Annotated in this window: 16 protein-coding genes; 10 read left to right on the top strand and 6 right to left on the bottom strand. The window is 40.7% G+C overall.

Annotated elements, in window-relative coordinates:
- The first annotated feature begins 94 nt into the window (after nucleotides 1–94).
- From IPZ59_RS09655 to IPZ59_RS09645, 3 genes are all read left to right on the top strand, one after another.
- Complete coding sequence (locus IPZ59_RS09655; RefSeq protein ID WP_236139639.1) at nucleotides 95–2,725, top strand: DUF5686 and carboxypeptidase regulatory-like domain-containing protein; 2,631 nt, start codon at nucleotides 95–97, stop codon at nucleotides 2,723–2,725.
- Between the two features lie 76 nt (nucleotides 2,726–2,801).
- Complete coding sequence (locus IPZ59_RS09650; RefSeq protein ID WP_236139638.1) at nucleotides 2,802–3,029, top strand: hypothetical protein; 228 nt, start codon at nucleotides 2,802–2,804, stop codon at nucleotides 3,027–3,029.
- A 111-nt stretch (nucleotides 3,030–3,140) separates the two neighbouring features.
- Nucleotides 3,141–4,481: a GntP family permease gene (locus IPZ59_RS09645; protein WP_236139637.1), complete on the top strand. Its 1,341-nt coding sequence runs from the start codon at nucleotides 3,141–3,143 to the stop codon at nucleotides 4,479–4,481.
- Nucleotides 4,482–4,525: 44 nt separating this feature from the next.
- Here IPZ59_RS09645 and IPZ59_RS09640 read toward each other — a convergent pair whose 3' ends face one another.
- Nucleotides 4,526–5,167 (bottom strand): hypothetical protein, encoded by a 642-nt coding sequence (locus IPZ59_RS09640; protein ID WP_236139636.1) that lies wholly within the window; start codon nucleotides 5,165–5,167, stop codon nucleotides 4,526–4,528.
- A gap of 43 nt (nucleotides 5,168–5,210) precedes the next feature.
- Between IPZ59_RS09640 and IPZ59_RS09635 the strand changes: the two genes are divergently transcribed.
- Nucleotides 5,211–6,227 (top strand): cyanophycinase, encoded by a 1,017-nt coding sequence (locus IPZ59_RS09635; RefSeq protein WP_236139635.1) that lies wholly within the window; start codon nucleotides 5,211–5,213, stop codon nucleotides 6,225–6,227.
- Between the two features lie 79 nt (nucleotides 6,228–6,306).
- On the opposite strand, the gene IPZ59_RS09630 is transcribed toward IPZ59_RS09635, so the two are convergent.
- From IPZ59_RS09630 to IPZ59_RS09620, 3 genes are all read right to left on the bottom strand, one after another.
- Complete coding sequence (locus IPZ59_RS09630) at nucleotides 6,307–7,659, bottom strand: 6-bladed beta-propeller (protein WP_236139634.1); 1,353 nt, start codon at nucleotides 7,657–7,659, stop codon at nucleotides 6,307–6,309.
- Entirely contained in the window at nucleotides 7,647–8,714 is a 1,068-nt protein-coding gene (locus IPZ59_RS09625; RefSeq protein WP_236139633.1) for an App1 family protein, read from the bottom strand. Before IPZ59_RS09625 ends, IPZ59_RS09630 begins: the two co-directional genes overlap by 13 nt.
- Nucleotides 8,715–8,832: 118 nt before the next feature.
- The gene (locus IPZ59_RS09620; RefSeq protein ID WP_236139632.1) at nucleotides 8,833–13,962 is read right to left on the bottom strand and encodes a glycosyl hydrolase; all 5,130 of its coding nucleotides are present in this window, start codon (nucleotides 13,960–13,962) and stop codon (nucleotides 8,833–8,835) included.
- 446 nt (nucleotides 13,963–14,408) lie between these two features.
- Between IPZ59_RS09620 and rlmN the strand changes: the two genes are divergently transcribed.
- Nucleotides 14,409–15,491 (top strand): 23S rRNA (adenine(2503)-C(2))-methyltransferase RlmN, encoded by a 1,083-nt coding sequence (gene rlmN, locus IPZ59_RS09615; protein WP_236139631.1) that lies wholly within the window; start codon nucleotides 14,409–14,411, stop codon nucleotides 15,489–15,491.
- Here rlmN and IPZ59_RS09610 read toward each other — a convergent pair.
- Nucleotides 15,488–18,070, bottom strand: coding sequence for a M1 family metallopeptidase (locus tag IPZ59_RS09610; RefSeq protein ID WP_236139630.1), 2,583 nt, complete (start codon nucleotides 18,068–18,070; stop codon nucleotides 15,488–15,490). The genes rlmN and IPZ59_RS09610 overlap by 4 nt on opposite strands.
- A 49-nt stretch (nucleotides 18,071–18,119) precedes the next feature.
- On the opposite strand from IPZ59_RS09610, the gene IPZ59_RS09605 reads away from it, so the two are divergent.
- The 5 genes from IPZ59_RS09605 (at nucleotide 18,120) to IPZ59_RS09585 (ending at nucleotide 21,810) form a co-directional block, all read left to right on the top strand.
- Nucleotides 18,120–18,614, top strand: a complete 495-nt coding sequence (locus tag IPZ59_RS09605) for an acetyl-CoA carboxylase biotin carboxyl carrier protein subunit (protein ID WP_236139629.1) — start codon at nucleotides 18,120–18,122, stop codon at nucleotides 18,612–18,614.
- A 97-nt stretch (nucleotides 18,615–18,711) separates the two neighbouring features.
- Nucleotides 18,712–19,422, top strand: coding sequence for a UMP kinase (pyrH, locus tag IPZ59_RS09600; protein ID WP_236139628.1), 711 nt, complete (start codon nucleotides 18,712–18,714; stop codon nucleotides 19,420–19,422).
- 7 nt (nucleotides 19,423–19,429) lie between these two features.
- Entirely contained in the window at nucleotides 19,430–19,990 is a 561-nt protein-coding gene (frr, locus tag IPZ59_RS09595) for a ribosome recycling factor (protein WP_236139627.1), read from the top strand.
- A gap of 149 nt (nucleotides 19,991–20,139) precedes the next feature.
- Nucleotides 20,140–20,871, top strand: a complete 732-nt coding sequence (locus IPZ59_RS09590) for an SIMPL domain-containing protein (protein WP_236139626.1) — start codon at nucleotides 20,140–20,142, stop codon at nucleotides 20,869–20,871.
- Nucleotides 20,872–20,877: 6 nt separating this feature from the next.
- Complete coding sequence (locus tag IPZ59_RS09585) at nucleotides 20,878–21,810, top strand: metallophosphoesterase family protein (protein ID WP_236139625.1); 933 nt, start codon at nucleotides 20,878–20,880, stop codon at nucleotides 21,808–21,810.
- A gap of 94 nt (nucleotides 21,811–21,904) precedes the next feature.
- Here IPZ59_RS09585 and IPZ59_RS09580 read toward each other — a convergent pair whose 3' ends face one another.
- A complete protein-coding gene (locus IPZ59_RS09580) occupies nucleotides 21,905–25,372 on the bottom strand; it encodes a hypothetical protein (RefSeq protein WP_236139624.1) in 3,468 nt (1,155 codons plus the stop codon).
- Nucleotides 25,373–25,509: the final 137 nt, after the last annotated feature.

The following is a 25,509-nucleotide window of genomic DNA, read 5'->3' as shown; positions in this document are numbered from 1 at the left end:
CTCTCAATAACTAAATTTAACAAGAGCTTGAGCACTTTTATTCCTGAAACTTAGTAGTTTTCAGACGCGTTTAAGAATTCTAAGCATTGACTGCATGAAACATACCTCCCTCCTGTTGATTTTTATAATTACTCTGCCATTTTTGGGAACCGCACAGGGTATTCGTGGCAAAGTAAGCAATGACCGGGGAGAGGAATTGCCATTTGCCTCGATTTTTATCCGAAACCTTGGCGATGGAGTCCCCACCAACCAAAACGGCTATTACGAATACAAATTGAAACCTGGGTTTTACGATGTAGTAGCCCAGTACTTGGGCTATTCATCCGTAATCAAGACAGTAGAAATCCAAGACAATTGGGTGCAGCTCGATTTTGTATTGGACGAACAAGTGTATGCTTTGCAAGAGGTGACTGTCAAAACAGGGCAAGAAGACCCGGCTCTGACAATTATGCGAAAAGCAATCACCAAAGCCAAATATCACCGTTTGCAATTGGATGAATACAGCATGATGGTTTATCTAAAGGGAACAGGTAAACTCACCAATGCCCCCTTTTTTCTGAAAAAAGAACTGGAAAAAGATGGACTCAAACTGAACGAAGCCTATACCACAGAATCAGTATCCCAAATCACCTTCCGCCAACCGAATACAGTCACCGAAAAAGTCATCAGCATCCGAAGTAGTGGAGACAATAACCAAACCTCTCCAGCACCCTACATTGCTACCAGTTTTTATAATCCAAAAATCAACGAGGCCGTTTCCCCTTTGGCACCCAATGCCTTTGCTTATTATCGATTTAAATACGAAGGCTCCTTTGTAGATCAAGGTGTGATGGTCAACCGAATCAAAGTGAGTCCTCGATCAAAAGGAGAACGCGTCTTTGAAGGGACCATCTACATCATAGAAAACATATGGGCCATCCACAGCTTAGATTTGACAACCTCTCTTTTAGGTTTCCAAATTGGCGTCAAACAGTTATATACCCCCGTAGCAGAAAATGTATGGATGCCCGCTACACATACCTATACCTTTGGAGGAAAGTTTTTTGGCTTTGCAGGGGAATACACCTACTTGGCATCCACTAGAGATTATAAGATTACCCTCAATCCAGATCTTATCGTCGAGACCAAAATCATCGATGAAAAAGTAGATGAGGTACCCAAGGAAATCACCACATTCAATCGGAAAGAATCTGCCTTGGAACAAATGGCCAATGCTGACCAAATGACCAAAAAAGACTTCAGAAAACTAATCAATCAATATGAAAAAGAGGCCGCTCGAGAGATGGAAGAGATAGCTGTAGTATCCGAGCGAAATTACAGCATAGACTCCTTAGCCTCCAAAAGGGATTTGAGTTACTGGGACAGCATTCGGCCTGTAAAATTGACTGAGGAAGAAATCAGAGGCTATATCCGAGATGACAGCTTAGCGGTGATAGAAGCTGCAAAAGTCTCCACCGTGGACAGCATCGCCAGAAAAGCCCGAAGAAAATTCAGCCCCGGAGATATCCTGACAGGAGGACGCTACAACTTTGGCAAAGGAAGAACACTTGCTTTTGACCAAAACTTCACCAAATTTTCCTTTAATACAGTAGAAGGATTTAAGGTGGGTTTATCGGGTTATTATCGATTAGAGAAGGTAGAAAAACTGGCTGATTCTGTGACAAGACATGTGCGTTCCTGGAATTTCAGCCCAGAACTCCGCTATGGGTTTACCAGTCAGCAATTCTATGGAACCATGGGTATTCGGCGGTCCAATACCATTGGACGAAAAAGCACCACCTTTGGAGCTCAAGGAGGTCGGTACATCTACCAGTTCAACACGGAAAATCCTATTCAGGAACAAGTGAATATGCTCTACTCCCTACTTTTTAGACTCAACTACATGAAACTTTTTGAGCAGGATTTTATAAGAGCCTATTACTACCGCAGATTCACCGATGCCTTCACCTTCCGAACACAAATTTCCTGGGCAGAGCGGAGAATGTTGGATAACAATTCCGATTTCAGCTTTTATAGAAGACCGGAACGGGTGTATACTTCCAACACTCCTGAAAATATAGAAGCAGGTCCTGCGGCCTTTGAAAACCATCAGGCATTTATATGGTCAAGTTCCATTGATTGGAGACCAGGACTGAAATACCGCATCCGAAACGGACGTAAATCGCCAATTTACGATTCTGCTCCACTAATCAATCTAAAATATCGAAAAGCTATCCCAAGCTTGACCAATGACATCAATGCAGCGGACTTTGATTGGGCAGAAGTGGGTATTGAACATTTCTTCAATTTTGGCGTCAGCGGAAAACTGGACTACAACCTAACTGCTGGTACTTTTCTTAACAATAACCGCGTAGGCTTTATGGATTTTAAGCATTTTGGAGGAAATCGTACGGTCTTTGCCAATATGGGTGTGGCGACCAATTACCGGTTTTTGGATTATTACCAATACAGCACGAGTTCCAATTATGTCAGTGCCATCGTTCACTACCAGTTTCGCAAATTCCTCCTCACCCAACTGCCCATGCTGCGCTTCTCAGGCATTCGGGAAAATATCTTCTTCAACTACCTCAAGACTGAAAACAGCCCACATTATTGGGAAGCGGGATATTCCTTGGATAATTTGTTCCGATTGTTCCGCTTGGAGATGGGTGTTGGCTTCGAAAACAGCAGCTATCAGCGAAGTGGTGTACGATTTGGGATCGCGAGTTTTATCAATATCAATTGAAAATATCATTGAATCAAATCTTAAATACGCTTGTTTAATTAACTGAAACACCATACTTTAGGGAAAAGGTAAAACAATGGAAACAATACGAATTTCGATTTCTAAATCGGATATGATTAAGTTAGGTATAAAAAAAACTGATTTAACATTTCTTGAACTAAAAATTATTTTAGAAAATGAAATTGCCAAAGATAACTTGAGCAAATGTGTTGCCTTAGCCGAGAAATATGGTCTATCCAGTATGAGTATTGATGAAATTAATGATGAGGTAAAAGCTGTGCGAGATGCAAAAAATCATTCTTGACACCAATTTTACCATTTCACATTTCAGCAGCATAAAACCACTAGAATTGTTTCTCCAAAAGATTATTGGGATATTTTCGCACCTCGGTAAATAATTCAGGCTTATTTCTCAATGATAGTTTTTCATCTATTTCTATCAATCCTTTGGATAATCTTGGCAACCGCCCGATGGAAAATCCATCCCTTGATTGCATTAGCTGTAGCGGCTGTGTGGGTGGGAGTGGCTGCAGGCATGCATGTTTCTATCGCTATTGAGGAATTCAGTAAGGGATTTGGAAGTTTGATTGGACAGATTGGGCTGATAATTATTTTAGGTTGTGTTTTTGGTTACCTATTGGAAAAATCTGGGGCAGCCATGAGTCTGGCGCTAAAATTATGGTCCAGCATTGGTAAAAGGTTCCCCGCTTTGAGTACAGGCTTGATGGGTTCGGTGGTCGGTATTCCTGTTTTCTGCGATGCTGGATTTATATTATTGGATCCTGTAGGGAAGAATCTTTCCAAAACCTCCGGAATATCACCCTTGACCTTCAGTCTGTCTTTAGCAGGAGGACTCTACCTTTCACATATACTTATCCCTCCCACACCTGGGCCTTTGGCTGTGGCTGGCATGATGCAGATGGAGCAACAATTAGGAGTAGTGTTGCTTTTGGGAATACTTCTGATGATCCCTGTTCTGCTTGTGGTGGCCTGGTGGGCTAAGCGTTTTGCCAATCAAAAATTACATGAGCAACTTCCTGAAAAAGCTACTGCTAATACACCCACTGCGACACCAATACCCTCATTCTTTTGGTCAGCTTCTGTAATATCCCTACCACTACTACTGATTGCCATCGGGAATCTACATTCCCTGATAACCAATGAAGCCCTTGGGCAAGTATTAAAAACTGCTGGCAATCCCTTCCTAGCGATCAGCTGTGGATTGGCATTGGGCTTTTGGAAATTAAAAGCTCCTGATGGGAGTAATTTAATGCGGATTGCTTTTGAAAAAGGAATAGTCACCGCTGGACCAATACTCATTCTCACAGGTGCCGGAGCTGGTTTCGGAGCCATTTTAAAACAAATTGGGTTGCAGGAAATCCTTCAATCCTGGGATATGCAGCCTAATTCTCTGCTTGGATGGATTTTATTGGCTTTTGGAATGAGTGCTTTTTTGAAGACAGCACAGGGCTCCAGTACCTCCGCGATGATTATTTCAGCTTCTTTGCTTATCAGTATGCTACCAGCTGATACTGGTTTTTCCGCCATTCAAACAGGATTATTAATCAGCGCCATTGGCGCAGGTGCCATGAGCGTGTCCCATGCCAATGATTCCTACTTCTGGATAGTGAAAGAGTTTACCGGTCTGACTGTTTCTGAAGCGCTTAGAAGTTACACCCTGCTCACCTTTTTGATGGGGGTAAGTACGCTGGGGATGATAGTAGTACTCGCGTTGTTAATAAACTTATTTTACTAGTAGCAGACCTGGCAGGTTTAAAAAACCTGCCAGGTCTGGACTAATTAGATACACTTCATCTTTTTACCAAGATGAATAGCTCCTTTCCTGACTGATTTTTGCAAGACCATGGACATGGAAGAGAGATTCAGAGAATAGATATCCTCATCGTTGGCACTTGGAATCGGGAGACCAGAAGCAGTAGTCTGTGATTCAAATTCATATACTTTGACATCCTGCTGCGTATCCCACACGATGAATCGCACTTTGACCACATTACTATTAGAGATTTGTGGACTCACGTAATAAGGATCCGAGCCCTTTCTTCCCAAGTCCTCCTGTTCATAGGCCAAACCACCTTCATTCTTCCATCCCACGATATCCACTTGGATAAACCACTGCCTTTTTAGCTCTGAAAAAAACCGGTAAAATTGATCCGGATCATCCACATCCTTGATGCCTGCTGCGAGCATTTCATATTCCAAATCAGGGGCGGTTTCTACATTACCAAAACCCGCTTTCTTCAATTCCTCTTGAATGATTCCCTCCAATTTGACTGCCTCATTGAAGCCTATATCCTGAAAAGGAGCCAATACCACTCCATCTGTTGGTTCAAAACAAGCTCTAGATGGACCGATTGGGAAGATTTTGGATTGCACACAGGAAGAAAAAATCAATAGCAGAACTAATACCGGAAAATATTTCATAGGTCAAATTTAATTGGCACATTTGAGATTCAAACTATAAACCATGGGAAATATTATACGCTTTGTCATTAGTTTTTTTATGCTTTGTGGAACAGCTGCATGCCAATCCACTGAGCATTCGCAAGAACCCAACCCCTTTTCATTGGGTAGGGTTGGCAACAAACAGGATGTCCATACAACTTCTGAAGGAGGTCTTGTACTAATGGGTGGAGGAAGTGATGTAGATGCTGCTATGCAATGGATGATCGAGCGCTCAGGTGGTGGGGACTTTTTGATTATACGAGCCTCCGGAGGGGATGGCTACAACAGCTACATTCAAAATTTTGGTTCCGTAAACTCGGTAGAGACCCTTCTTATTCGAAATAAAAATGCTGCCAATGATCCCCGTGTTTATGAAACTATCCGGAAAGCAGAGGCTCTTTTTATTGCAGGAGGGGATCAGTCTGTATACCTTGAGGCTTGGGAAGGAACTGAAACAGAAAGGGCTATCCACTATTTGATTCATGAGAAGAAAGTCCCTATCGGTGGAACAAGTGCTGGCTGTGCGATTATGGGAGAATTTGTGTATACGGGTGAAAACGGAAGCATCATCAGTACGGAAGCATTGAGCAATCCCTTTGATTCACGATTGACAGTAAGAAAATCCTCCTTAATCAATCACCCCTTACTACCTAATCTGATTACTGATCAGCACTTTACGGAAAGAGGAAGAGAAGGCCGCTTAGTTTCCTTTATAGCACGTCTTAAAAGCCCAAATCAAACTGTGGCTTTGCGGGGAATTGCCGTAGATGAGCGCACAGCACTTTGTGTAGCATCTTCCGGAGATGCCATAGTCCTAGGCTCGGGTGGAGTAACGCTCCTAGAGGAACACCAACCCGAAAAATTCCCCGAAAGACTCCAAGCAGGACAATCCCTGCATTGGAGATTAGACAATCAGGTTCTCCGCTACCGCCGTCTAACCCAAGCTACCAACGAAGAACCTGTAAATATTCTTCAATGGAACATCCCTTGGTCAGATCAATTCTGGTTTGTGGATAATGGGCAGTTACGAATGCAGTAGGCAACATTGTAACTGATTGTTTTTCTGCAAGGAAAGAAAATGGTAGCATTATGAAATAGATCCTCAACAAATAGGAAGCCTATTTTTTCAATAAAGGATAAATCAATACCGTTACTCCACCGTCTGATAGATGATTGACCACATCTTTGGGGACTTCGCTTTTACCCTTGTCTGCTAAGAACATTTCTTTATCTAAGACACTCGCAACAAAAGCATCGTCTTTGGTAAACAATGGAAAATTCACATTCAAATGATTAAATGTCAAGGGATTGATTGACAGCTGACCGGAGCTTTTGTTCTTTTGATCATAAAGAAACATCACTTTTGTATTGCCGGAATAGCCTTGTGCAAGAACAATATCTCCAAGCACATGGGGAGGCGAATTTAAATAGTTGAAATCTTTTGAAGACCGTTTTTCAGCCAAGGCAGCATAATCCTTCTTGTAATCATCAAAATCTTTTGGATTACTCAAGCTTAGTGGAATTAAACTAACAAGGTTTCCTTTGCTATCAAACTTGAGCACATGATCAGTCACCGGTTTGTGATAGTATATAAAATCCTGACTTTTAGTGAATAATCCGGTATGGAATTTTACGTCCATAAAGCCTTTGGGATATTGCTGATATTTCTCTACAATGTTAAGATCATTATCTGTTTTTACCACATGAAAGCCGTCAGTCAGCTCATTTTCGCTTTCCACAACCAACCCAAATAAATACCCCCCATCAATTTCTATAAAGCTATCAGCTCTAAAGTTTATGGACTTAATAGATAGTAGCTCACCTTGGAATGTGTAAGTAAACAATCGCTTGCGCTGCCTATCCAATAGCACTACCTGCTCTTGCTCATTGACAAAAAAATCCGCTAACCGTCGGTATTCCTCCGGTCCATCTCCAATAGTACCTATTCTAGTTACAAAATCTCCATCCAAGGTAAAAACATATACATGATGCGACCCTGCTAAATCCAAAACATATATGAATTTGTCTGTAATGTGTAGTTTGTCTACTTCGGTAATAAAGTACCCTTCGGATTGATTCAACTTTATATAAGTTGGTTTATCCACTACCGTACGGATGTCCAGTGAGCCCTTTTTAAAATGATATATGTTTTCTGACTCATCAACTGCCTCATCAATAGTTGGACGGCAAGAAAAAAAGACCAAAACAATGATAACGTAGCAAACGATTTTACTAGTAATGACTCCACTCATAAATTTTTCTTTGAATACTGACAAACCTAACAGAAATGAACACCTATTCTTAACGTCTACAATAAAGAAAAAAAAAAAACGAATACTCCAACGGCCGAACAATTCTTTTTCCCAATTATACTTATTCGCAGCGATACTCAATCCGTGTTCATCCGTGTACTTACCTGCTGCAAGCAGGTTCCTGGCAAAAAATATCAGTGGCTCTCCTACCGAATCCATGAATTGAGGCGGGCGTGGGAGAAGGCTTGGTTGGTGTCGTGGATGAGGAGCATCTCCACACCTAATGCCAGCATTTCATTGGCGATCTTTTGCATCAATTCCTCACGATTTTCAGAGACACTACGGATATACACTGCCTTCACTCTGCCGGGATAATCCTTGATGACTTGGAGGTAAATCTCTGCATCATGCTGTCCACTATCGCCAATCAAAATAAAAGGGAGTTCTTTCTCCACTTCAAAAACCTTTTCCACTTGTCTCAACTTATGCTCCCAATGGCTGCCAGCAATGAACTGTTCCCTCGAAAGCCCCAAATCCCGCAGCATTAGAGGTCCTTTTGGAATTTGATGGGCATCCAAAAACTCCATCAAAAAATCATACAAATTCCAAGGCGAACTCGACACATAAAAAAAGGGATTGGAGTCTAAACCATCCATCCCTCGATGCAAAGCCTGATAAAACTCAGCAACTCCCTCGAAGGGCAATCGGGTGTGCGCATTCCCAAAAAAGGTAGTCTTCACCATTTCCCACAATCGTGTGGCTCCCGTAGGCACGATGGTGTCATCGATATCAGAAATCACTCCAAAATCACAGGCTTCATACGGTATAAACACAGGGTTGTGCACTTGGACCAAAGGAGCATCTTTCAGTGGATTATCTAATAAAGTGAGCTCCACCTGATTCCAAAAATGTGTGAGTTTCCAACCATCTGCCTTTGAAAGATGCACCTCAAAATACCCTTCGTCATCGGAAATTACTGTAACTTCTTCTCCTTGAAACCTCGCCTGAATCTGCAAACCTGGTATTTCCCAACTAGCAAAACGCTTGTACATATTTACAAAGTTTCTCCATTTGCTATCCTCAATGGTCGAGATGCCAATTCCTCGATCCCGAAGCACCCGCCCCACAAAAAAAATCTCATGGGCATTCCCAAAGCCTTTATAAGGCATGATTTGAATCGACTGAATCAATCCCAAACGCAAGCCAATGCTTACTTTTATTAAAGAAAAGGCTCTTTTTAGTGCATAAAGAATAGCTAAGATGGATTTTTTCATGGCAGCACAGCTTGTTTACTTTTCCATTGTACGCAAATCTAAAGAATGTCACAAAAATTCAAGACACAAAAAAACCCGCAACGTACGTTAGTTGCGGGTTTATCATGGGAGCTTTATTTTATTTTTTCAAAATCTTGTGAATCGTCTGTGTATTTCCATGCACCATTCGAAGCAAATACACTCCAGACGGTAAATTAGCAATATCTATCCTATACAAACCATCGCTTTCTTCATAACCAACAGCATGGATTCTACCGATCATATCAGATAATTCCAAACTTCGAATGGGATCTATGACTCCTTTGATAAAGAAGTGGCTATCCGCAGGATTTGGATAGAAGGTTAATGGAGCTATGATCTCTCTGCCCAGACTATTGACCAACAAAGTAATCTGATCCGAAAGCTCACTGATACAGTCATCAACTTTTGCAGTGACAGTGTACACCCCATCCATTGTCGCTTCATAGGTTTTTCCGGTTGCACCTGCTATCAAAACACCATCCAAGTACCATTGATTTCCATCAGGAGCATTTGAGGTCAAAATTACTGTTCCTGAACCTACTCCATCCAATGTAATTTCAGGCTTCATTGGATTGATACAGAAACTTTGAGTGACTGCTTCCGCAGGGTGGTACAATTCACTACCTTCTTGAATAGCTACCACTGAGGCCCGACCTGCTCTTACCAACGTAACTGTTTTCCCAGCAACACTGACATGTTCACTTCCTGCTTCAAAAGATACCAGTAACTCCGAATCAGCACTTGCGGTCAGATCAAATGGTGCATCACCCATAGTTTTAGCTGAAATAGCTGCAAAAGTAATGGTCTGATTTTGCATTTCGATTTCTTCTTCCTCCTCTCCCTCTTCATCATCTCCCTGACGAATATTATCTACATACCATGTAAAATCTGCACTTCCATTACCAGATGTACCCAATTCGAAGATTAAGACGATTTTCTTGAACACAATAGCTGGATTTCTTCCGCTCATATCAAAGGTGAGATCTACCCATTTATTAGCTTCAGGAATGACCATTTCACGTTCAAAGAACTGTCCCCCATCAAATTCATTCTCAAATTTCAGAAGCAATTTGGTATTTGGACGAGGAGCTCTCACCGAAACTTTAAAGTCTGTTCCTTTGGTGAAATCGATCGGTGTAGCTTTCGTCAAGAAAGATCCTGCCCAAATTGCCCCTGCTCCTTTGACCATTTTCGCAACTTTAGCACTGGAATTACCATCCTGGAATGGATTATCAATGACGGTCAAATCTCCACCATCAAAATTGGTAATCAATGTAGGCCAAGTCATATTTTCCTCAAATGTAATCGGAAAATCCAATCCAGGACCGCTAGGTTCTTCTTCTCCACCACCTTCGTCTGTACCTTGACAAGTACCCACTACGTAGGAAATTCGTTGGGCAGCGGTATTTTTCTCTCCTTGTGTTGGATGGGAATAGGTATAATAGAACCATACCGTAGTACCTTCCGCAGCATTCAATCGGAACGGCTGATTAGGCCTAACACCATAGCCTGGGAAATTACCATTTGCTTGATTTCCGTAATATAAAATCAATACTTGATCTCCCATACCCGGAATAGTAGGAATAAAGGTTAAAGTTGGATTTTTCAGATCATCCGAGAACTCGAACCTGAAATCTCCATTCTCTGAAATTCCATTACATGAAGGCGGCTCGGTAAATCTTACCGTAATTGGTGCAGATGTTGCCGTATTGCCATCATTACCTTTAGCAGTTGCTGAAAGCATATGCGTACCAACTTCTCCTGCCCACGAAATGGACCATGGTTCGTTTGTGGCCTTACCAATTGCATCTGCTCCTGCGAAGAATTCCACCTCTTCAATTCGACCATCCAAATCCTTGGCAATCGCACTGATCTGAATCGGTCTTCCTCCCAAGAATGATTGATTATTGGACGGAGTACTAATAGCAACTACCGGAGCAATAATTCCATCATTGCTCACGATGACCAATAAATGATCATTCGCCTGATGCTCTCCGTTATCTACCGTCAAGCGGAAACTATACACGCCTTCTACCAAATTATCAATCATAGTCACTGCGGCAGTAGGGTCTGCAATACCCACTCTGCTTGGACCATAAACTTGTGTCCATTGGTAAGTAAGCGCTCCACCCTCAGGATCAGAGCCAGAGCCTGTCAATAAAGTACTTTGATCGGGTAAGATCACCACAATATTTTCTCCCGCATCCGCGATCGGTTGGCTAAATGCCAATTCGTCGGTGAAGCTGAAGGTCATTTTTCCGAAGTTCAATTCTCCATTGCCAAATGCCAATCGAAGTATATTTTCACCTCCTATTAATGGGATATTCTCGACCTTTCCTGTACTCCACTTATCCCAACCTCCTGTTGTACTGACTCGAATATCATCTGTAATTTTCTTACCGTTCATTTCTAACCAGAAAGGACCGCCTCCACTAGAATTACCCGAAGCATATCGGAATTCCATCGTATACAATCCAGGCTTTTCAACATTTACGGTGTATTCTAACCATTCTCCACTGACAATCCAGCCAACCGTATTCCCTTCTCCTGCCACAAAAATAGCATCTACCCCCTCATCTTTTCTAAAATCCCCCTCATTCGCTGCGGAAACGTCAGCATAGGTAATTCCTTGCCCTCTTCCTCCCTCAAAGACATCGTAATGAGCAGCTTCAATTACGCCTGGAATAGGCCATGGAGTACCCATAAACGGCACCTGCTCACCTACAATTACTGTGACCACATTAGACACACCTAACTTATCATCCTCAAAAATCTTTGCATAAAAGTTATGTACTCCCAATGGTAGATTTCTTGCAGTAAAATCAAATGGCTCCTCTGTCATCTCACCGATCATCTCCGATCCTCTGAAAAACTCCACTTTGGTGGGCTCACCTTTAGTAATGTCCAAACTCAAATCCACACTACCATTGACAAAGGCTTGAGTAAAGCTAGTAGTCAACTCGCTTTCTATTTCTACATCATTACTTGTGACCATAGTACGGGCAGGAACTTCCAGTTCAAAGCCATCCGAGAAAGTTACCGTAATGGGCGTTTTCTCATAATTATTTGCCACATAGGTCTTTTTGCCATCTTTGACAAAAACAGAAGCAGTAGGATAATTCGCTGTCACAGAAACATCAACGATTCCCATAGCATTCATGGCGTGTAGCCAATAATAGGTCTGTGCATCGGAAACTCCAAATTTCAATTCCCTATCGGGGTAGCTATCATACAAATCGATGGCTTTCTGAGGGTCGGTAAATGCTAAATATTGCCATTTCACATCGTGCCATAAATTCACATTGGCCTCGTTACGAAGAATGCCGGTATTTTGCTCAATTTCTTTCCAAAGCTTGGTCGCATAATCCTGATGATGTCCCAAATACAAGGATCCACCATGAATCGGATACAACTCAATCCCGTAAGAAGCCGCAATATCATTCGTCCAAAAGGTACCGTTATCGTAAGAATTCCCCCATACGCGAGAAACTAAGCTATACTGCTGAGTTGGTCCAAAATTACGCTCATACATATCAAACCAGTATTCTTCAATAGCTGTCTGTTCGGTGGTGTAGAGATAAATTCCCAAATCTCTGATTTCTTTATTTCCAGTAATCGTTCCCCAGTGAATCAAAGCAGAATTAAACTGCATACTTTCCGAAGTAGATTCTTGGTCATTTCCTTGTGGGAAGGTAGCAAATCCATTGGCCCAGCAGTGACCTGCATAAGGGCTGAAATTACGGAGGAAAGGAAACATCTTGTCATCCCTGTCAGGAGAAGCGGCATCCCGCACCAATAAATTGACCATTTCACCCCAACCTTCGGCCCAACCGGGTTCAAATTGCTCCAAAAATGCTGCTGCATGTATAAAATATCCCCAGTGAAAATGGTGATCATTCAAGTTGGTATCCTGACCATGTCCGGCGGGATAACCCAACATGGCTGACCAAGTTTTATTGTAATAAAACAAAAATGCTACTTGACCAGGTCGTGCCGTCAACCAGTCTTCCAAGCGCTCTTTGATAGTGGCAAGCATCTTGTCTCGGGACTCCGTATTCCCCATTTCATGCGCAATACGAGCAGTTTGAATGAGTCTATTCATCACCTGCCCCTCATTGTAAGAATCTGTCCAAGTAGCCAAACCATCGTTTTCGATTTGCTTGACCTTTTGATCTAATTCAGCAATACTGAAGCCTTCACTGTAATTCGCTTGATAAGGCAAGGTCGGTAAAATCCCTAAGTAGGTATTTTCTACACTAAATGAAGTGCCTGCCATGGTTTTGATTTCTCCACGAACTGATGCATAACTCAGCAAATCGGGTCGAGGTGAATCCGGAGCTAAATTAGCCCACTGATGAGGAAGCAATCCAATCAATGGCGCTGTTTCGTTTCCCTCCTTAACATCTGTTTCGATAGTAAACTCCGTCCTTACTTTTGACGTTCGTTCGTCAAAATTCCAAGATGTCAAGGTATTCTTTGGGAAAACATAAGCGTATTTTTTATACAACTGAGCAGCTTGAGCCACATTGGTAGTAGTCAAAGGCAACATGGCCATAGACCAGTAATCTTTTCCATTCAATGTAGAGGAATATACCTTCCCTTGTTGAGTCCAAGTACTTCCAGAAGGAGCATAAAAAACGAAGTCAGCATCATTTCTTGCATTTTCAATCATCAGCATCTCCCCGCTGACGGTGGCTGTACCTAGATTGACGGTGATTTGGAGTTGGTCTTGTGTGTTTTTCTTGAAATACAGAAAGGGCATGGCTATGCCGGAAGTTACCTGCAAGTTTCTTCCTCCTGCACTCCAGTCCATGGTAACTGTCCAGTCTGTGTAGTCGGCCACAGTTGCTCTTGGAGCATTTAATCCTGCAAGCCCAACAACGATGGGTTCTTGATCATCAAATACTCCCCATGGGATATAGCTGACAACCAATCCAGCTGGTGTGGTTTTCATCGCCATTGGGTAATTGAACAAATTACTCACGTGATTACTCTGCAAAAGCAAAGACCACCAGTCATTGGTAGGGACTGGCTTCCCTATTGCATTTCCACTCAATTGAGGTTGGCCGGGAGGAAACCCGTTTCTGCCTGCGGCGTCTGTTCCTGGGAAGGTTTCAGTATATCCACCCTTGCCAACCGGTACAAACTGGGCGTTTAATTCCAGCGTTACGATAAAGAAAAGAGAACATATAAAACCAAAAAATACATTGCTATTTAATCGTAACATACATTTTTAGAATTGGGGTATTGAAAATTGATAGTACGATTTTAGCTAATAATGAGTGAATGAAGGGTAGAAAGTAATACAACATAAGTACAACAGGCATGAAATTAAATTACTACAGGGCATCCCAGGCTTGTATCAAAAGGCGCTCAGAATCTCCCAAACGATAGATTTTTAAAATTTTTAGACAGGTCTCAAAAAAATTGCATTATTTTCCTCCAACAATAAAAACTTCTATTCAAACCCACCCGTGCAAAATATCCCGAAAGAAAGATCCATTTATTTTGTTTAAAAATACTCCATAGGAGCTGTCGTGTGCTTTGCTTTCAAACTAAGAAAATCAACACCTCACAACCCTTTAGGTATTAAAACAACCAAGCTCCCACAATTGCGATTTTTTCTTTTTGGGATATACTGATGCACCCCTTTGATTTTTGTACCTTTGCAAGATGGAGCAGGTCAAAAAAGATATCCGAAAATTTACCCTTCAAGAGTTAGAGGATTTTTTTGTAACACAGGGAGATAAAAAATTCCGAGCCAAGCAGGTCTATGACTGGCTTTGGAATAAGTCTTTGAAAAACTTTGATGACATGAGCAATATCTCCAAGGAGACCCGGGAGATGCTCAAAGACAATTTTTCTATCAACCATGTCAAAGTGGATTTGATGCAGCACTCCACAGATGGCACCATCAAAAATGCCGTAAAGCTGCACGATGGCAAGATTGTCGAATCCGTATTGATTCCAACTACCAAACGTATCACTGCTTGTGTATCTTCCCAAGTAGGCTGTAGTTTGGATTGTAATTTTTGCGCTACAGCACGATTGAAGCGCATGCGAAACCTCAATCCTGACGAAATATACGATCAAGTAGTAGCAATCAAAGAAGAGGCTGAAACGTATTTCAATCGCCCACTGACCAATATCGTTTTTATGGGTATGGGTGAACCCCTATTGAATTATGCAAATGTAGTGGATGCTATTGACAAGATAACTTCACCCGAAGGCTTGGGCATGGCCCCAAGAAGAATCACCCTTTCCACCGTAGGCATTCCCAAGATGATTCGAAAAATGGCTGATGATGAGGTGAAGTTTAACTTGGCCATATCGCTGCACTCTGCCATCAATGAAACACGCAGTCGTCTGATGCCCATCAATGATGTTAATCCATTGGAAGATTTAGCGGATTCCTTGCGCTATTGGTATCAAAAAACCAAGCGCAAAGTAACCTATGAATATGTGATTTGGGACGGCATCAACGATGATCAAGCGCATGCAAAAGCTTTAGCGAAATTCTGTAAAATCATCCCCTCCAAAGTCAATATCATTCAGTATAATCCTATTGATGAAGGAGAATTCCGTCAGGCCAAACAAGAGGCGGTAGACATGTACATCCGTGTATTAGAAGCCCAAGGCATTATCGCCAAAGTTCGCAAATCCCGTGGTCAGGACATCGATGCCGCCTGCGGACAGCTAGCCAATAAGAATGAAGTCGCCGAACTCGAGGGAGGCATCAGTTTGAAGAACTCCTAATCCAAATATTGGATTAGGAAATACTCCTGATAGCGTTTCACCGACTCGTCTGTCTCCAATTCATACATCTGCTTCAGACTGTCTAATACACCTGGCTGATCCACAAATCCGAACAAGGCAGAGAAGGCTGCAATTTTTATATAGAAAGGCTCCTCACTCTTGGCGATTTTAGTCAATCGCTCAATGGCTTTTTCCATGCCTTCTTCAGGAAGTTTGGTAAAATACTCCCCGTAGTAGCCAATAAAATAGTACAAAGACCTGCGATTATAGGCATCCAATCGCTCGTGAAACCACTCACTTTTTCCGAGTATAGATTCTTGAATAAAATACTCAGCTAAAGCAACTGTCATGCGGACGTTAGCGTCGGAAGTGTAGCGCTCTGCAATTTCCTTTCTATTGGTATTGGTTTCTTCTGCCAGATAAGTCCCCAAAGCGGCCGCAGCCACGTAATAGGAAGGATCATTCATCCATCGAAGCATGGCAGGAGCATACTTTTCACCATCCAACAATCCCAATAACTCAATGGCTGCCAAACGAACCGTATTTTGAGAATCACTATCTGCTAGATCATAAATTTTATCTTCCAGTCCTGCCGGAACTAAAGTTGGTTCCTTGGCAAAAAACATAATTGCCAATTCCCGATTAGCCCAGAATGTATCTTCCAAGGTGTTCGCCGCCAAAGAAGGTAATCTTAATTCATTGGGAAAATAAGTCATCAGACTATCCAAGGCTTCATAACGGGCAATTGCAAACTCAGACTCCTGCAATTGTTTGATGAAAAACTCCTTGGGTCTAGTGGTGACTGTTTTTTTCAACAAAACTTTTTCCTCATCCAAGTAAAGCTGATTGACAGGCACACCATTTTCAATGGCAAACTGCTGAAAGGCTTTATCCAGCACCAAATCCTTTTCATAACGTTCCCCTTCATGATACCAACTGACTTTAAATGGAATCCTATAAAGTGGGGTGTTGGTTAAATCTTGCTTTTGCTCAATAGTCAACAAAAGATTATCAGGAATAGAATAATCTACCTCGTAAGCAATCAAGGGATGCCCAGATGCTAAAAACCAAGGATTAAAAAACCAATTCAAATCCATCCCCGTCACTTCTTCAAAGGCTAATCTCAGGTCATGAATTTCCACTGCAGAGTATGCATGCTTTATCAAATAATGCTGTAATGAGGCAAAAAAGGCCCTATCTCCCAAATGCCTGCGCAACATGTGGAGAACTCGACCTCCTTTGGCATAGGAATGATTATCAAACATATCTTCGGGATCATCATAGTAGAAACGGATCAAATCTTCCTGCTTTTCTTCAGCCTCTCCAAAATACTTTTCCATTTCGGCGACATGATGCATATTTGCTTCGTCTCTTCCCAACTTATACTCATACCATAAGTATTCTGAGTAATTGGCAAAAGCCTCATTGAGGGTAAGGTTCGCCCATGACTCCGTGGTTACTAGATTCCCAAACCATTGATGAAAGAGTTCGTGGGCAATGATTCCGTCCCATTCACTATCGATTGCTTCCCTTTCCGTAAGATTTAAATCTTCCATAAAAATAGAAAGCGTGGTATTTTCCATGGCTCCTGACACAAAATCTCGCACGACCACTTGATTATACTGTTGCCAAGGATAATCCACACCCAAAAGATTGGAGAAGAACTCAATCATTTCAGGAGTATTTTTAAAGACTTCCTTGGCTCCTGTTTCAAAAGTAGGCTCCACATAATAATTGACCTGCATCCCCTTCCATTCATCCTGTATCTCGGCAAACTCCCCCACAACCATCGCAGCCAAGTAAGGTGCATGGGGCTTGTCCATGAGCCAGTGATCTGTGCGCATCCCTTCTTCTGTAACTTCCGAGCTTTGTAAAATACCATTACTCAGCGTACGAAATTCTTTTGGAACTGTGAGCTTAATTTCTTGAGTCATCCGTTCATTGGGACTATCGAAAGTTGGAAACCACTTAGAATTGTGAGCTGTTTCTCCTTGTGTCCATACTTGAATGGGTTTACTTTCATTTCCCAAGGGGTTGATAAAATACAACCCTTTGGTATCTGTAATGGCTCTGCTGCCAGCTTGATTGTTATCATTTGGATTAGCAATGTATTTTATTTTCAATCGTAAAGTATCGGTATCGTGAACCACTCGTGGCAAATAAGCAGTTAGTTTGTTTTCTTTATAACGGTAATTTAAGGGAATCACCTCTCCGTCCTCGAGCAAGTCTACACGATAGATATGAAAATCTTTCGCATCTAAAACCACTTCCTTTTGTTCGTAAAAATACGGCTTCATCAGTAGTTCGGCAGTTCCGATTACCTGCATGTTTGTAAAATCAAAACGCAGATCTAACATCGTATGCAACAGATCAAAATACCGAGTATCCGTAGCTCGATATCCTTCAATCTTTTTCTCCCATGATCCTGCTAGTTGACTTGAGATTTTTGGTACCAAAAATTCATTTTCTCCTACCTCAATTACTGAGATTGAGGATTGGGATTCCTGTTTGACCGATTTACAGGCACTCAAGAAAATTACAAAAACTAGAATGAAAAGCTTGGAATAATCGGTTTTCATGAAAATACTTTTTGAAGATTAATTGTATATTTAACGCAAAATAAACGAAATGTACTCAGCAACGATAAAAAATAACGCTTTTGAGCTTGAGAAAGACTCCAAAGGCATCAGCTTGGCAGGCAATTTAGTAGATTTTGACATCCAACAGGTAAACGATCGTTTTTTTAAAATTTCCAAAGAAGGGATTACCTACACTTTGGAATTGGTAAGTATCGATGAAACGACCAAATCCTTAAAGGTAAAATTAAACAACAAACCGGCAGAGATTCAAATCAAGGATAAATTTGACCGTTTGTTGGAGAAATTAGGGATAAATATGAATCAAAGTTCAGCAGCCAAAGACATCAAAGCACCAATGCCTGGACTCATATTTGATCTTAAAGTAGCCGAAGGAGACACGGTGAAAAAGGGAGATCCTGTTTTGATTTTAGAGGCTATGAAAATGGAAAATATCCTAAAATCCCCAGGAGATGGTGTCATCAAAAAAATCAAAATTAAAAAAGGTGACAGTGTAGAGAAAAATCAAATTCTCATTCAATTTTAAGGAATCTCTTTCCATATCTATTCTGTAGCATTTATCTTTGCCCAATTTCCAAGACAGAATCTACAATACCTGAACTAGCAAAAAAACATACAAAACAATGAAGTACAAACGGATATTACTGAAACTCAGCGGTGAAGCGCTTATGGGAGAGAAAAATTACGGAATCGATCCCAACAGACTTGACCAATATGCTCAAGAGATCAAAAAAATCAAAGAACTGGGTGTAGAGGTTGCCATCGTGATTGGAGGGGGTAATATATTCAGGGGAGTACAGGCGGAAAATACCGGGATTGACAGAGTACAGGGTGACTATATGGGCATGCTTGCTACGCTGATCAACGCCATGGCATTGCAAAGTGCTTTGGAGCAAAACGGAATGTTTACCAGACTCATGTCGGGTATTAAAGTTGAAAGTGTTTGTGAACCATTTATCAGAAGAAGGGCTATCCGTCACTTAGAGAAAGGAAGAATTGTAATTTTTGGAGCAGGCATTGGTAATCCTTATTTTACCACTGATTCCACTGCGAGTTTAAGAGCTATTGAGGTAGAAGCAGATGTTGTATTGAAAGGCACACGGGTAGATGGGGTGTATACAGCCGACCCAGAAAAAGACAAAACCGCTACTAAATACGAAAATTTATCTTTTTCAGAGGCCTATGAAAAAAACCTCAATATCATGGATATGACGGCTTTTACTCTCTGCCAAGAAAACAATTTGCCAATTATCGTATTTGATATGAATAAACCCGGTAACCTCAAGAAGCTAGTTGAAGGGGAACTTATCGGTACCTTAATCACAAACAATTAATTATCTCATGGAAGAAATCAAATTATATTTAGACGAAGCGAAGGAACTCATGCAAAAAGCTGTGGACCACACAGCAAGTGAACTACTGAAAATACGTGCGGGTAAGGCTATGCCTAATCTACTAGATGGCATCATGGTATCCTATTACGGAGCTCCTACCCCACTTTCGCAAGTTGCTTCGGTGACTACTCCTGATGCTCGTACGTTGACCATCAAACCTTGGGAAAGAAACCTCATTTCCGAAATTGAAAAATCCATCATCAACTCTGATTTAGGCCTTGCCCCTCAAAATAATGGAGAAATCATCATTCTTACCATCCCACCGCTGACAGAGGAGCGGAGAAAAAATCTAGTAAAACAGGCAAAACAGGAATGCGAAACTGGTAAAATCTCCATTCGATCTGTAAGAAAAGACACCAACGAAGGACTTCGTAAACTTCAGAAAGACGGCGCATCCGAAGATGATGTGAAACGCGCTGAAGACACTGTTCAAAAACTCACCGACCAATACTCTGTAAAGATAGATGAGCTTCTTGCGAAAAAAGAAACAGATATCATGACGGTATAAAATATCATTCAACCTTTGATATTTTAATAATGGCTGGTTCATAAAACCAGCCATTATTTGTTGTAGAGATTCCAATGTTTTTTTTGAAAAAATATTGCTGTGAATCCTTTGTTTTTTCTAACTTGAAATGATTTTCAACGCCCTCCATTATGAAAAAACATATTTCCTCCATCATTTTTGCAATAGCGATCATTATAGCAGCAGCCTTACTTGGAAACGCTGTTATCAATCGAAATAAAAAAACCGGGACGGTAGATGTTACCGGCTTAGGTCAGAAAAATTTCACCTCTGATTTGGTAGTATGGGAAGGAAACTTTAGCCGGGAAAATACCGATATCAAAACTGCTTATGCCGACTTGGAAAGAGATCGAAAAGAAGTCTTAGATTACCTCATCGCTAAGGGTATTCCCAAAGAAAATATCATTTTTCAAGCTGTCAATACCACTCCTCTTTACCGACAAAACTACAGCAATGCAGGCAACTATATGGGACAGACCTTTCTAGGCTATGAACTCAATCAAACCTTGCAAGTAGAGTCTAAACAAGTTGAAAAAGTAGAGCAAATCAGTCGTGAGATTACAGAACTTCTTCTCCAAGGGGTTAAATTTTACTCACAAGCTCCCCGATATTACTACACTGAGTTGGAGAGTTTGAAAATTGAAATGATCTCTAGAGCAACAGAAGACGCACGCATCCGAGCAGAAAAAATCGCCGAAAACTCAGGCACCCGATTAGGAAAGCTACTCTCTGCCAATATGGGGATTTTCCAGATTACCGGATTAAATTCGACTGAGGATTACTCTTGGGGAGGCACCTTTAATACAAGCTCCAAAGAAAAGACTGCCTCTATAACGATGCGCCTGAGTTATTCTGTAAAATAAATACTTATGAATAAATCTAGCAGAAGAAGCGCACTAAAAAAAATAGGTCTGGGCGCCACCGGTTCTGTTTTATTAGCAACTTCAGCGGAAGCAACACCTGAGATTGAGCAAAACGAACCGATTTTACGCATTGCACATCTGACTGATATGCATGTTCAGCCTGGGGGTGTTTCCGAAGCTGGTGTCAGGCAGTGTTTGGATCAAATTTTACGAGACGAAAAACCCATAGATTTCTTCATCAATGGAGGGGATTTGATCATGGATGCATTGGGTGAAGAAAGAGCAGAGATAGAGGCCCAATGGGCAGTTTGGAGAGCTATTAAAAAAGACTATCCTCAATTTAAGTTTTATCATTGTTTGGGAAACCATGATGTTTGGGGAAAGACTCCAGATCAAGAGCCTTACCCAGGAAAAGCTTGGGCGTTACGGGAACATGGGTTGGGCCGACCTTATTATTCGTTTTCAGAAAAAGGGTGGCATTTTATTGTGCTGGATAGTACCCATCAGAAACCCGATGGTACATGGTATACTGCCAAACTTGACCTAGCTCAGCGCAACTGGCTTGAACAAACATTACAAGATATCCCATCAGAGGAGCCTATTGTGATCGTGTCACACATCCCAATTTTGGGAGCGACACCATTTTTAGATGGAGATAATGCCGAATCAGGTGACTGGATCGTTCCGGGTGCTTGGATGCACATCGATGCCAAATCCCTCATCAACTTATTTTATCAACATAAAAATATCAAAGCCTGCATTTCGGGCCATATTCACTTGGTTGAAAGCTTAAAGTATCACGACATCATGTATCATTGCAGTGGCGCTGTTTGTGGCAATTGGTGGAAAGATGAACCTTATGAGCTTACGGATAAAGGCTATGCGATTATAGAGTTGTTTGAAAATGGTAGTCATACCTATCGATATACCAATTTTTGATAACAGGAATACAAGGTAAATCAGTTACCCTGCATACCTTATCCAAGGTTATTGTTGCAAGGGTGAGAGGCTGTAGGCTAATCCATCCACGAGTCTATGCGTCAACTTCCTCTTCACTTGAATCAAGAATATTTTCGAGCACCAGTAAATCATCCATCATTCTTTTTATTTCACTGAGCAGTTGAACGTTGGTACTATTTCGCTTAAGCAAATGGTAAGCATGTATCAATTCTGTTAATGATTGCACCATAATAGAAGTAGACGCCTCTTGCTCATGAATTTCCAGTTTTTTCACACTTTTATTAAACGTATTCAAGGCACTATATACTTGATTTACTTTATCAAGTTTGGGGAATCGCGCCAGAGTGAGTTCTTCTATCAAAGGAAATGATTCAAAATCTTCATTATCAGGCAACTGCTTAAATTTTTCCAGCGATATTATCAACCGTACTACCTCTTGGTATAAAAAGGACCTTCCATATTTCAAGATAGAGGCCAGCAATTTTAATAATTGCAATAACTCAAATTTACCCCTCAAAGATTGTTTTCCAGATAAACTAACTTCAATTAATTTTATTAGCTGCAAAGATGCTTTATACCAATAGTTTTCATCCAAGTAGGTCTTACTAGGCTCTAATGGTTTCAATAGATGATTGCTGATGAGAAAATCTCGATAAGCTTGTTTCGGGTCTAAAGACTCTCTGCATACATCTAATACATGAAGCTTTACCCATTGAAACTCTTCTTGGATTCCCTCAATCTCACAAGTATAGATCTGTTGAAGTTTTAACTGAAAACCTGGCTTGAAAACATTCCCAAAATGTCCTTCCTCTGTCATAAAATAATAACTTTCGGCGTATGCGTGGATATGAACCAACTTAGCTTTAACCCTTTTCCCGATTATAGCAGCCGATTTCATTTTCTCCCAAGCTAAGTCTATCATGGAAAACATCAGCTTTCCCTTGGTATGTTGAATTACTTTGGCCCGAACTTTTTCTCCTGGATTAATCAACCCTGACAATCCATCAAGGGAAACTTTGGAAACATCCTTAATTGTCAAAATTCCTGAAGATTTTTCGACTGAATCCATTACTTCTCCAAAAAGAAGATGATCCTTTTGCTTGAAATAATTTTTACAATAAACGTCTACTTCATCACCTGAATTAAATTTCGCAACAGCTACATGCTCAATAGTTGGCTTTTGTAAAATTGGTCGAAAATAATCTGCCCATAATTGATGAGATTCCTCGATGCTGCCGCATGAATCAACCGTAGCTTTAAATCCTGAATGAGCTAGTACTCGGATACTTCCATGGAAGAAACTTGCAACTTCCTGAATAGGTGACTGACTATTTTCTGAAAAAAAATTTGCTTGTGCGCTGCTATACAATAAGATAGATCCGTTTTCAACAGCAATTGATCCATTATTTGAAAAAACCGTTCTTTTCTCACGTTCATCTAGCTTATCAGAATAACTTAAAGAAAGACATTGATTTGTCAACTTGGAGTATTCAAATTCAATCAATTCATCTACAGCTAGTTTAAGTTTTTGTTTGGTCGCTAGAAGAAAAACCCCAAGCTTCAAGAGTTGGTTTTTGATAGCCACTTCAGTAGATAATTGGCTGAGAAAACTACAGAGCTGAACGGATTTAAAAATCTTTTGCTCATCTGGTATCACTGTATCTGGAAATAGTAATTGCGCACCGATCGCCTGTATGCAATTTCGGAGTAGCTGTTGCTGCTCTATAAATTCACCTGAATGATTCAAATTTGAAAAAAAAGTTGAGAGTGTTTTCTTTTCTAAATCAAGTTTTTTATCAAGTAAGGTTGTAAAATAGATAGCATCATACGTACTAATTTCCTGGTATTTCAACTGATTCAATAGAACCTTAAGAGAAGTTTCGCCCTCTTTGGTGCCAAATCTACATTCATAGCTTAGGAGCAAATACTTAAAAACTTCGATTTCGGATACAGGAAGACATTGCTCTCTCTGGAAGTCACATAAACGCTCTATAAATACGAAGGCCTCTCCTTGAAGTAAAATATCCAAGGCTTCTTGCCGTTTTTTTGCCTGAGCAAATTTTGACTCTGCTTTGTAAATAATTGACTCTCGCTTCTCAGGACCGAACCGCATTAAATAGTCGGAGCCTTCCAAAATCCACGCTTCTATCTTGAGATAGATTGTATTCATTATCGCAGCTTCCGTATACTCCCCTAAAAATAAATTATCACTGATTAACACATTTAAATAGCTGAGGTAGGAAAAAACCCATAAGTTTTGGTTTCTTTCATAATCTTGATAAAGCTTATGAAAATCAGCTGAATTAAAGCGCTGTTGATTGAGTCCCTCTTGTAAACCGAAAAAATATGTCTCTATATAAGATGAAAAGCCAATGGATTCAAAAACCTGTTCGGCGGAGATAAACTCCCCGTAGCCAAAGATTTTCTGAAAGGAAAGGACCAAGTATCCATTTTCATGGATTTTATTTACAAATAAGGTAATGATATCCCCTGTTTCAACTAAATCAAACTGTTCACTTTCAATCGCACTCTCATAAATTTTATGTGTGATTCCATATTTATCACTGAGCACGAAGTAGGTAGTGTCACTATTGGCATCGTACTCTTTTCGAAGAACCCTAAAAACATATGCTTGATTGGATTGATAATATTGGTTTAATAATGCCGACCGGTCTACATGTAAATATACTGAGGATGGCCCCACTTCCCGTACTAGACAATAGATATGGGGAGGAACCTCAAAATCAATCGTAAAATCAATTACTCTGACATTTCCAGAGACATTTTCATATTTTACAAAAAGTACTTTTTCATGCTCTGAAACCTCATTTACCCCGAGTACATCAAACAAATAGGTTTCACCCTTTTTTAACACTTGATCATAAGGAATACTATCCTCCTGCTTGTCAAATAATTTTCCATCGGTCGATTCAAAAATCAATCTGTTTTTGTGGATTTGAATACCTTTGACAATCAGGTCTATCTCATCCCCCTGAATGTATTCTTTGAATACATGAGGAACAAAAAAACTTAAAAAAAACTGATCTCCTACCACAAAACCATGCTCCTCATCACTTAATATATCAAAAGTCACGCGTTGACCTTTTAAATAATCATTCAGGCAACTATACGCAAAAAGAAGCTTATCTTCTGAGATTATTTTCTTGACATACAAAAACACGGTATCGCCTTCTTTAAGATCCAGTACTTTATACGTCAATTCCTTCCCTGAGATCCTATCCCTCAATAAGGTAGCCGTATTCCATTGCTTCAAGACCTCAAATTCCCTGTGAGTGTTTGGTTCTGCTTCAAATGATTTGGAAAGATACTTGCGATTGATTTCCTGTTTCAGAACCCTGGCATAATAATGATACTGCCAATCATCCTTCCCCAACATGCTGAGTAAAAACTCCTCAATGTAGAAAAAGGGTATCCATTCATTCAGCACATTTGCACTGTGAGATTCTTCAAGAAAATCTAGTAATTTTTCATTATCAAAAGGGAGGATAGTAAAAACAGTTTCAATATGAATTGTTGACATTCTATGCATTCTTTAAGAGAGGGCTATTCAAGCCAATTCTTGTAAAATTAACAGAGACCTCACATAAAGCTAACATAATAGCTCACTTTAAATAAAAAAAATCAGCAATCTAGAAGCTAAAAAAAAAGCTGGCAACC

Source organism: Mongoliitalea daihaiensis, from assembly GCF_021596945.1.
GTDB lineage: Bacteria > Bacteroidota > Bacteroidia > Cytophagales > Cyclobacteriaceae > Mongoliitalea > Mongoliitalea daihaiensis.
This window is presented reverse-complemented; position numbering and strand designations above follow the sequence as displayed.

Bases quoted from the DNA above. Each gene is read 5' to 3' on its own strand.
- IPZ59_RS09655 (WP_236139639.1), top strand. From the start codon at position 95: ATGAAACATACCTCCCTCCTGTTGATTTTTATAATTACTCTGCCATTT.
- IPZ59_RS09650 (WP_236139638.1), top strand. From the start codon at position 2,802: ATGGAAACAATACGAATTTCGATTTCTAAATCGGATATGATTAAGTTA.
- IPZ59_RS09645 (WP_236139637.1), top strand. From the start codon at position 3,141: ATGATAGTTTTTCATCTATTTCTATCAATCCTTTGGATAATCTTGGCA.
- IPZ59_RS09640 (WP_236139636.1), bottom strand. From the start codon at position 5,167: ATGAAATATTTTCCGGTATTAGTTCTGCTATTGATTTTTTCTTCCTGT.
- IPZ59_RS09635 (WP_236139635.1), top strand. From the start codon at position 5,211: ATGGGAAATATTATACGCTTTGTCATTAGTTTTTTTATGCTTTGTGGA.
- IPZ59_RS09630 (WP_236139634.1), bottom strand. From the start codon at position 7,659: ATGGATTCGGTAGGAGAGCCACTGATATTTTTTGCCAGGAACCTGCTT.
- IPZ59_RS09625 (WP_236139633.1), bottom strand. From the start codon at position 8,714: ATGAAAAAATCCATCTTAGCTATTCTTTATGCACTAAAAAGAGCCTTT.
- IPZ59_RS09620 (WP_236139632.1), bottom strand. From the start codon at position 13,962: ATGTTACGATTAAATAGCAATGTATTTTTTGGTTTTATATGTTCTCTT.
- rlmN (WP_236139631.1), top strand. From the start codon at position 14,409: ATGGAGCAGGTCAAAAAAGATATCCGAAAATTTACCCTTCAAGAGTTA.
- IPZ59_RS09610 (WP_236139630.1), bottom strand. From the start codon at position 18,070: ATGAAAACCGATTATTCCAAGCTTTTCATTCTAGTTTTTGTAATTTTC.
- IPZ59_RS09605 (WP_236139629.1), top strand. From the start codon at position 18,120: ATGTACTCAGCAACGATAAAAAATAACGCTTTTGAGCTTGAGAAAGAC.
- pyrH (WP_236139628.1), top strand. From the start codon at position 18,712: ATGAAGTACAAACGGATATTACTGAAACTCAGCGGTGAAGCGCTTATG.
- frr (WP_236139627.1), top strand. From the start codon at position 19,430: ATGGAAGAAATCAAATTATATTTAGACGAAGCGAAGGAACTCATGCAA.
- IPZ59_RS09590 (WP_236139626.1), top strand. From the start codon at position 20,140: ATGAAAAAACATATTTCCTCCATCATTTTTGCAATAGCGATCATTATA.
- IPZ59_RS09585 (WP_236139625.1), top strand. From the start codon at position 20,878: ATGAATAAATCTAGCAGAAGAAGCGCACTAAAAAAAATAGGTCTGGGC.
- IPZ59_RS09580 (WP_236139624.1), bottom strand. From the start codon at position 25,372: ATGTCAACAATTCATATTGAAACTGTTTTTACTATCCTCCCTTTTGAT.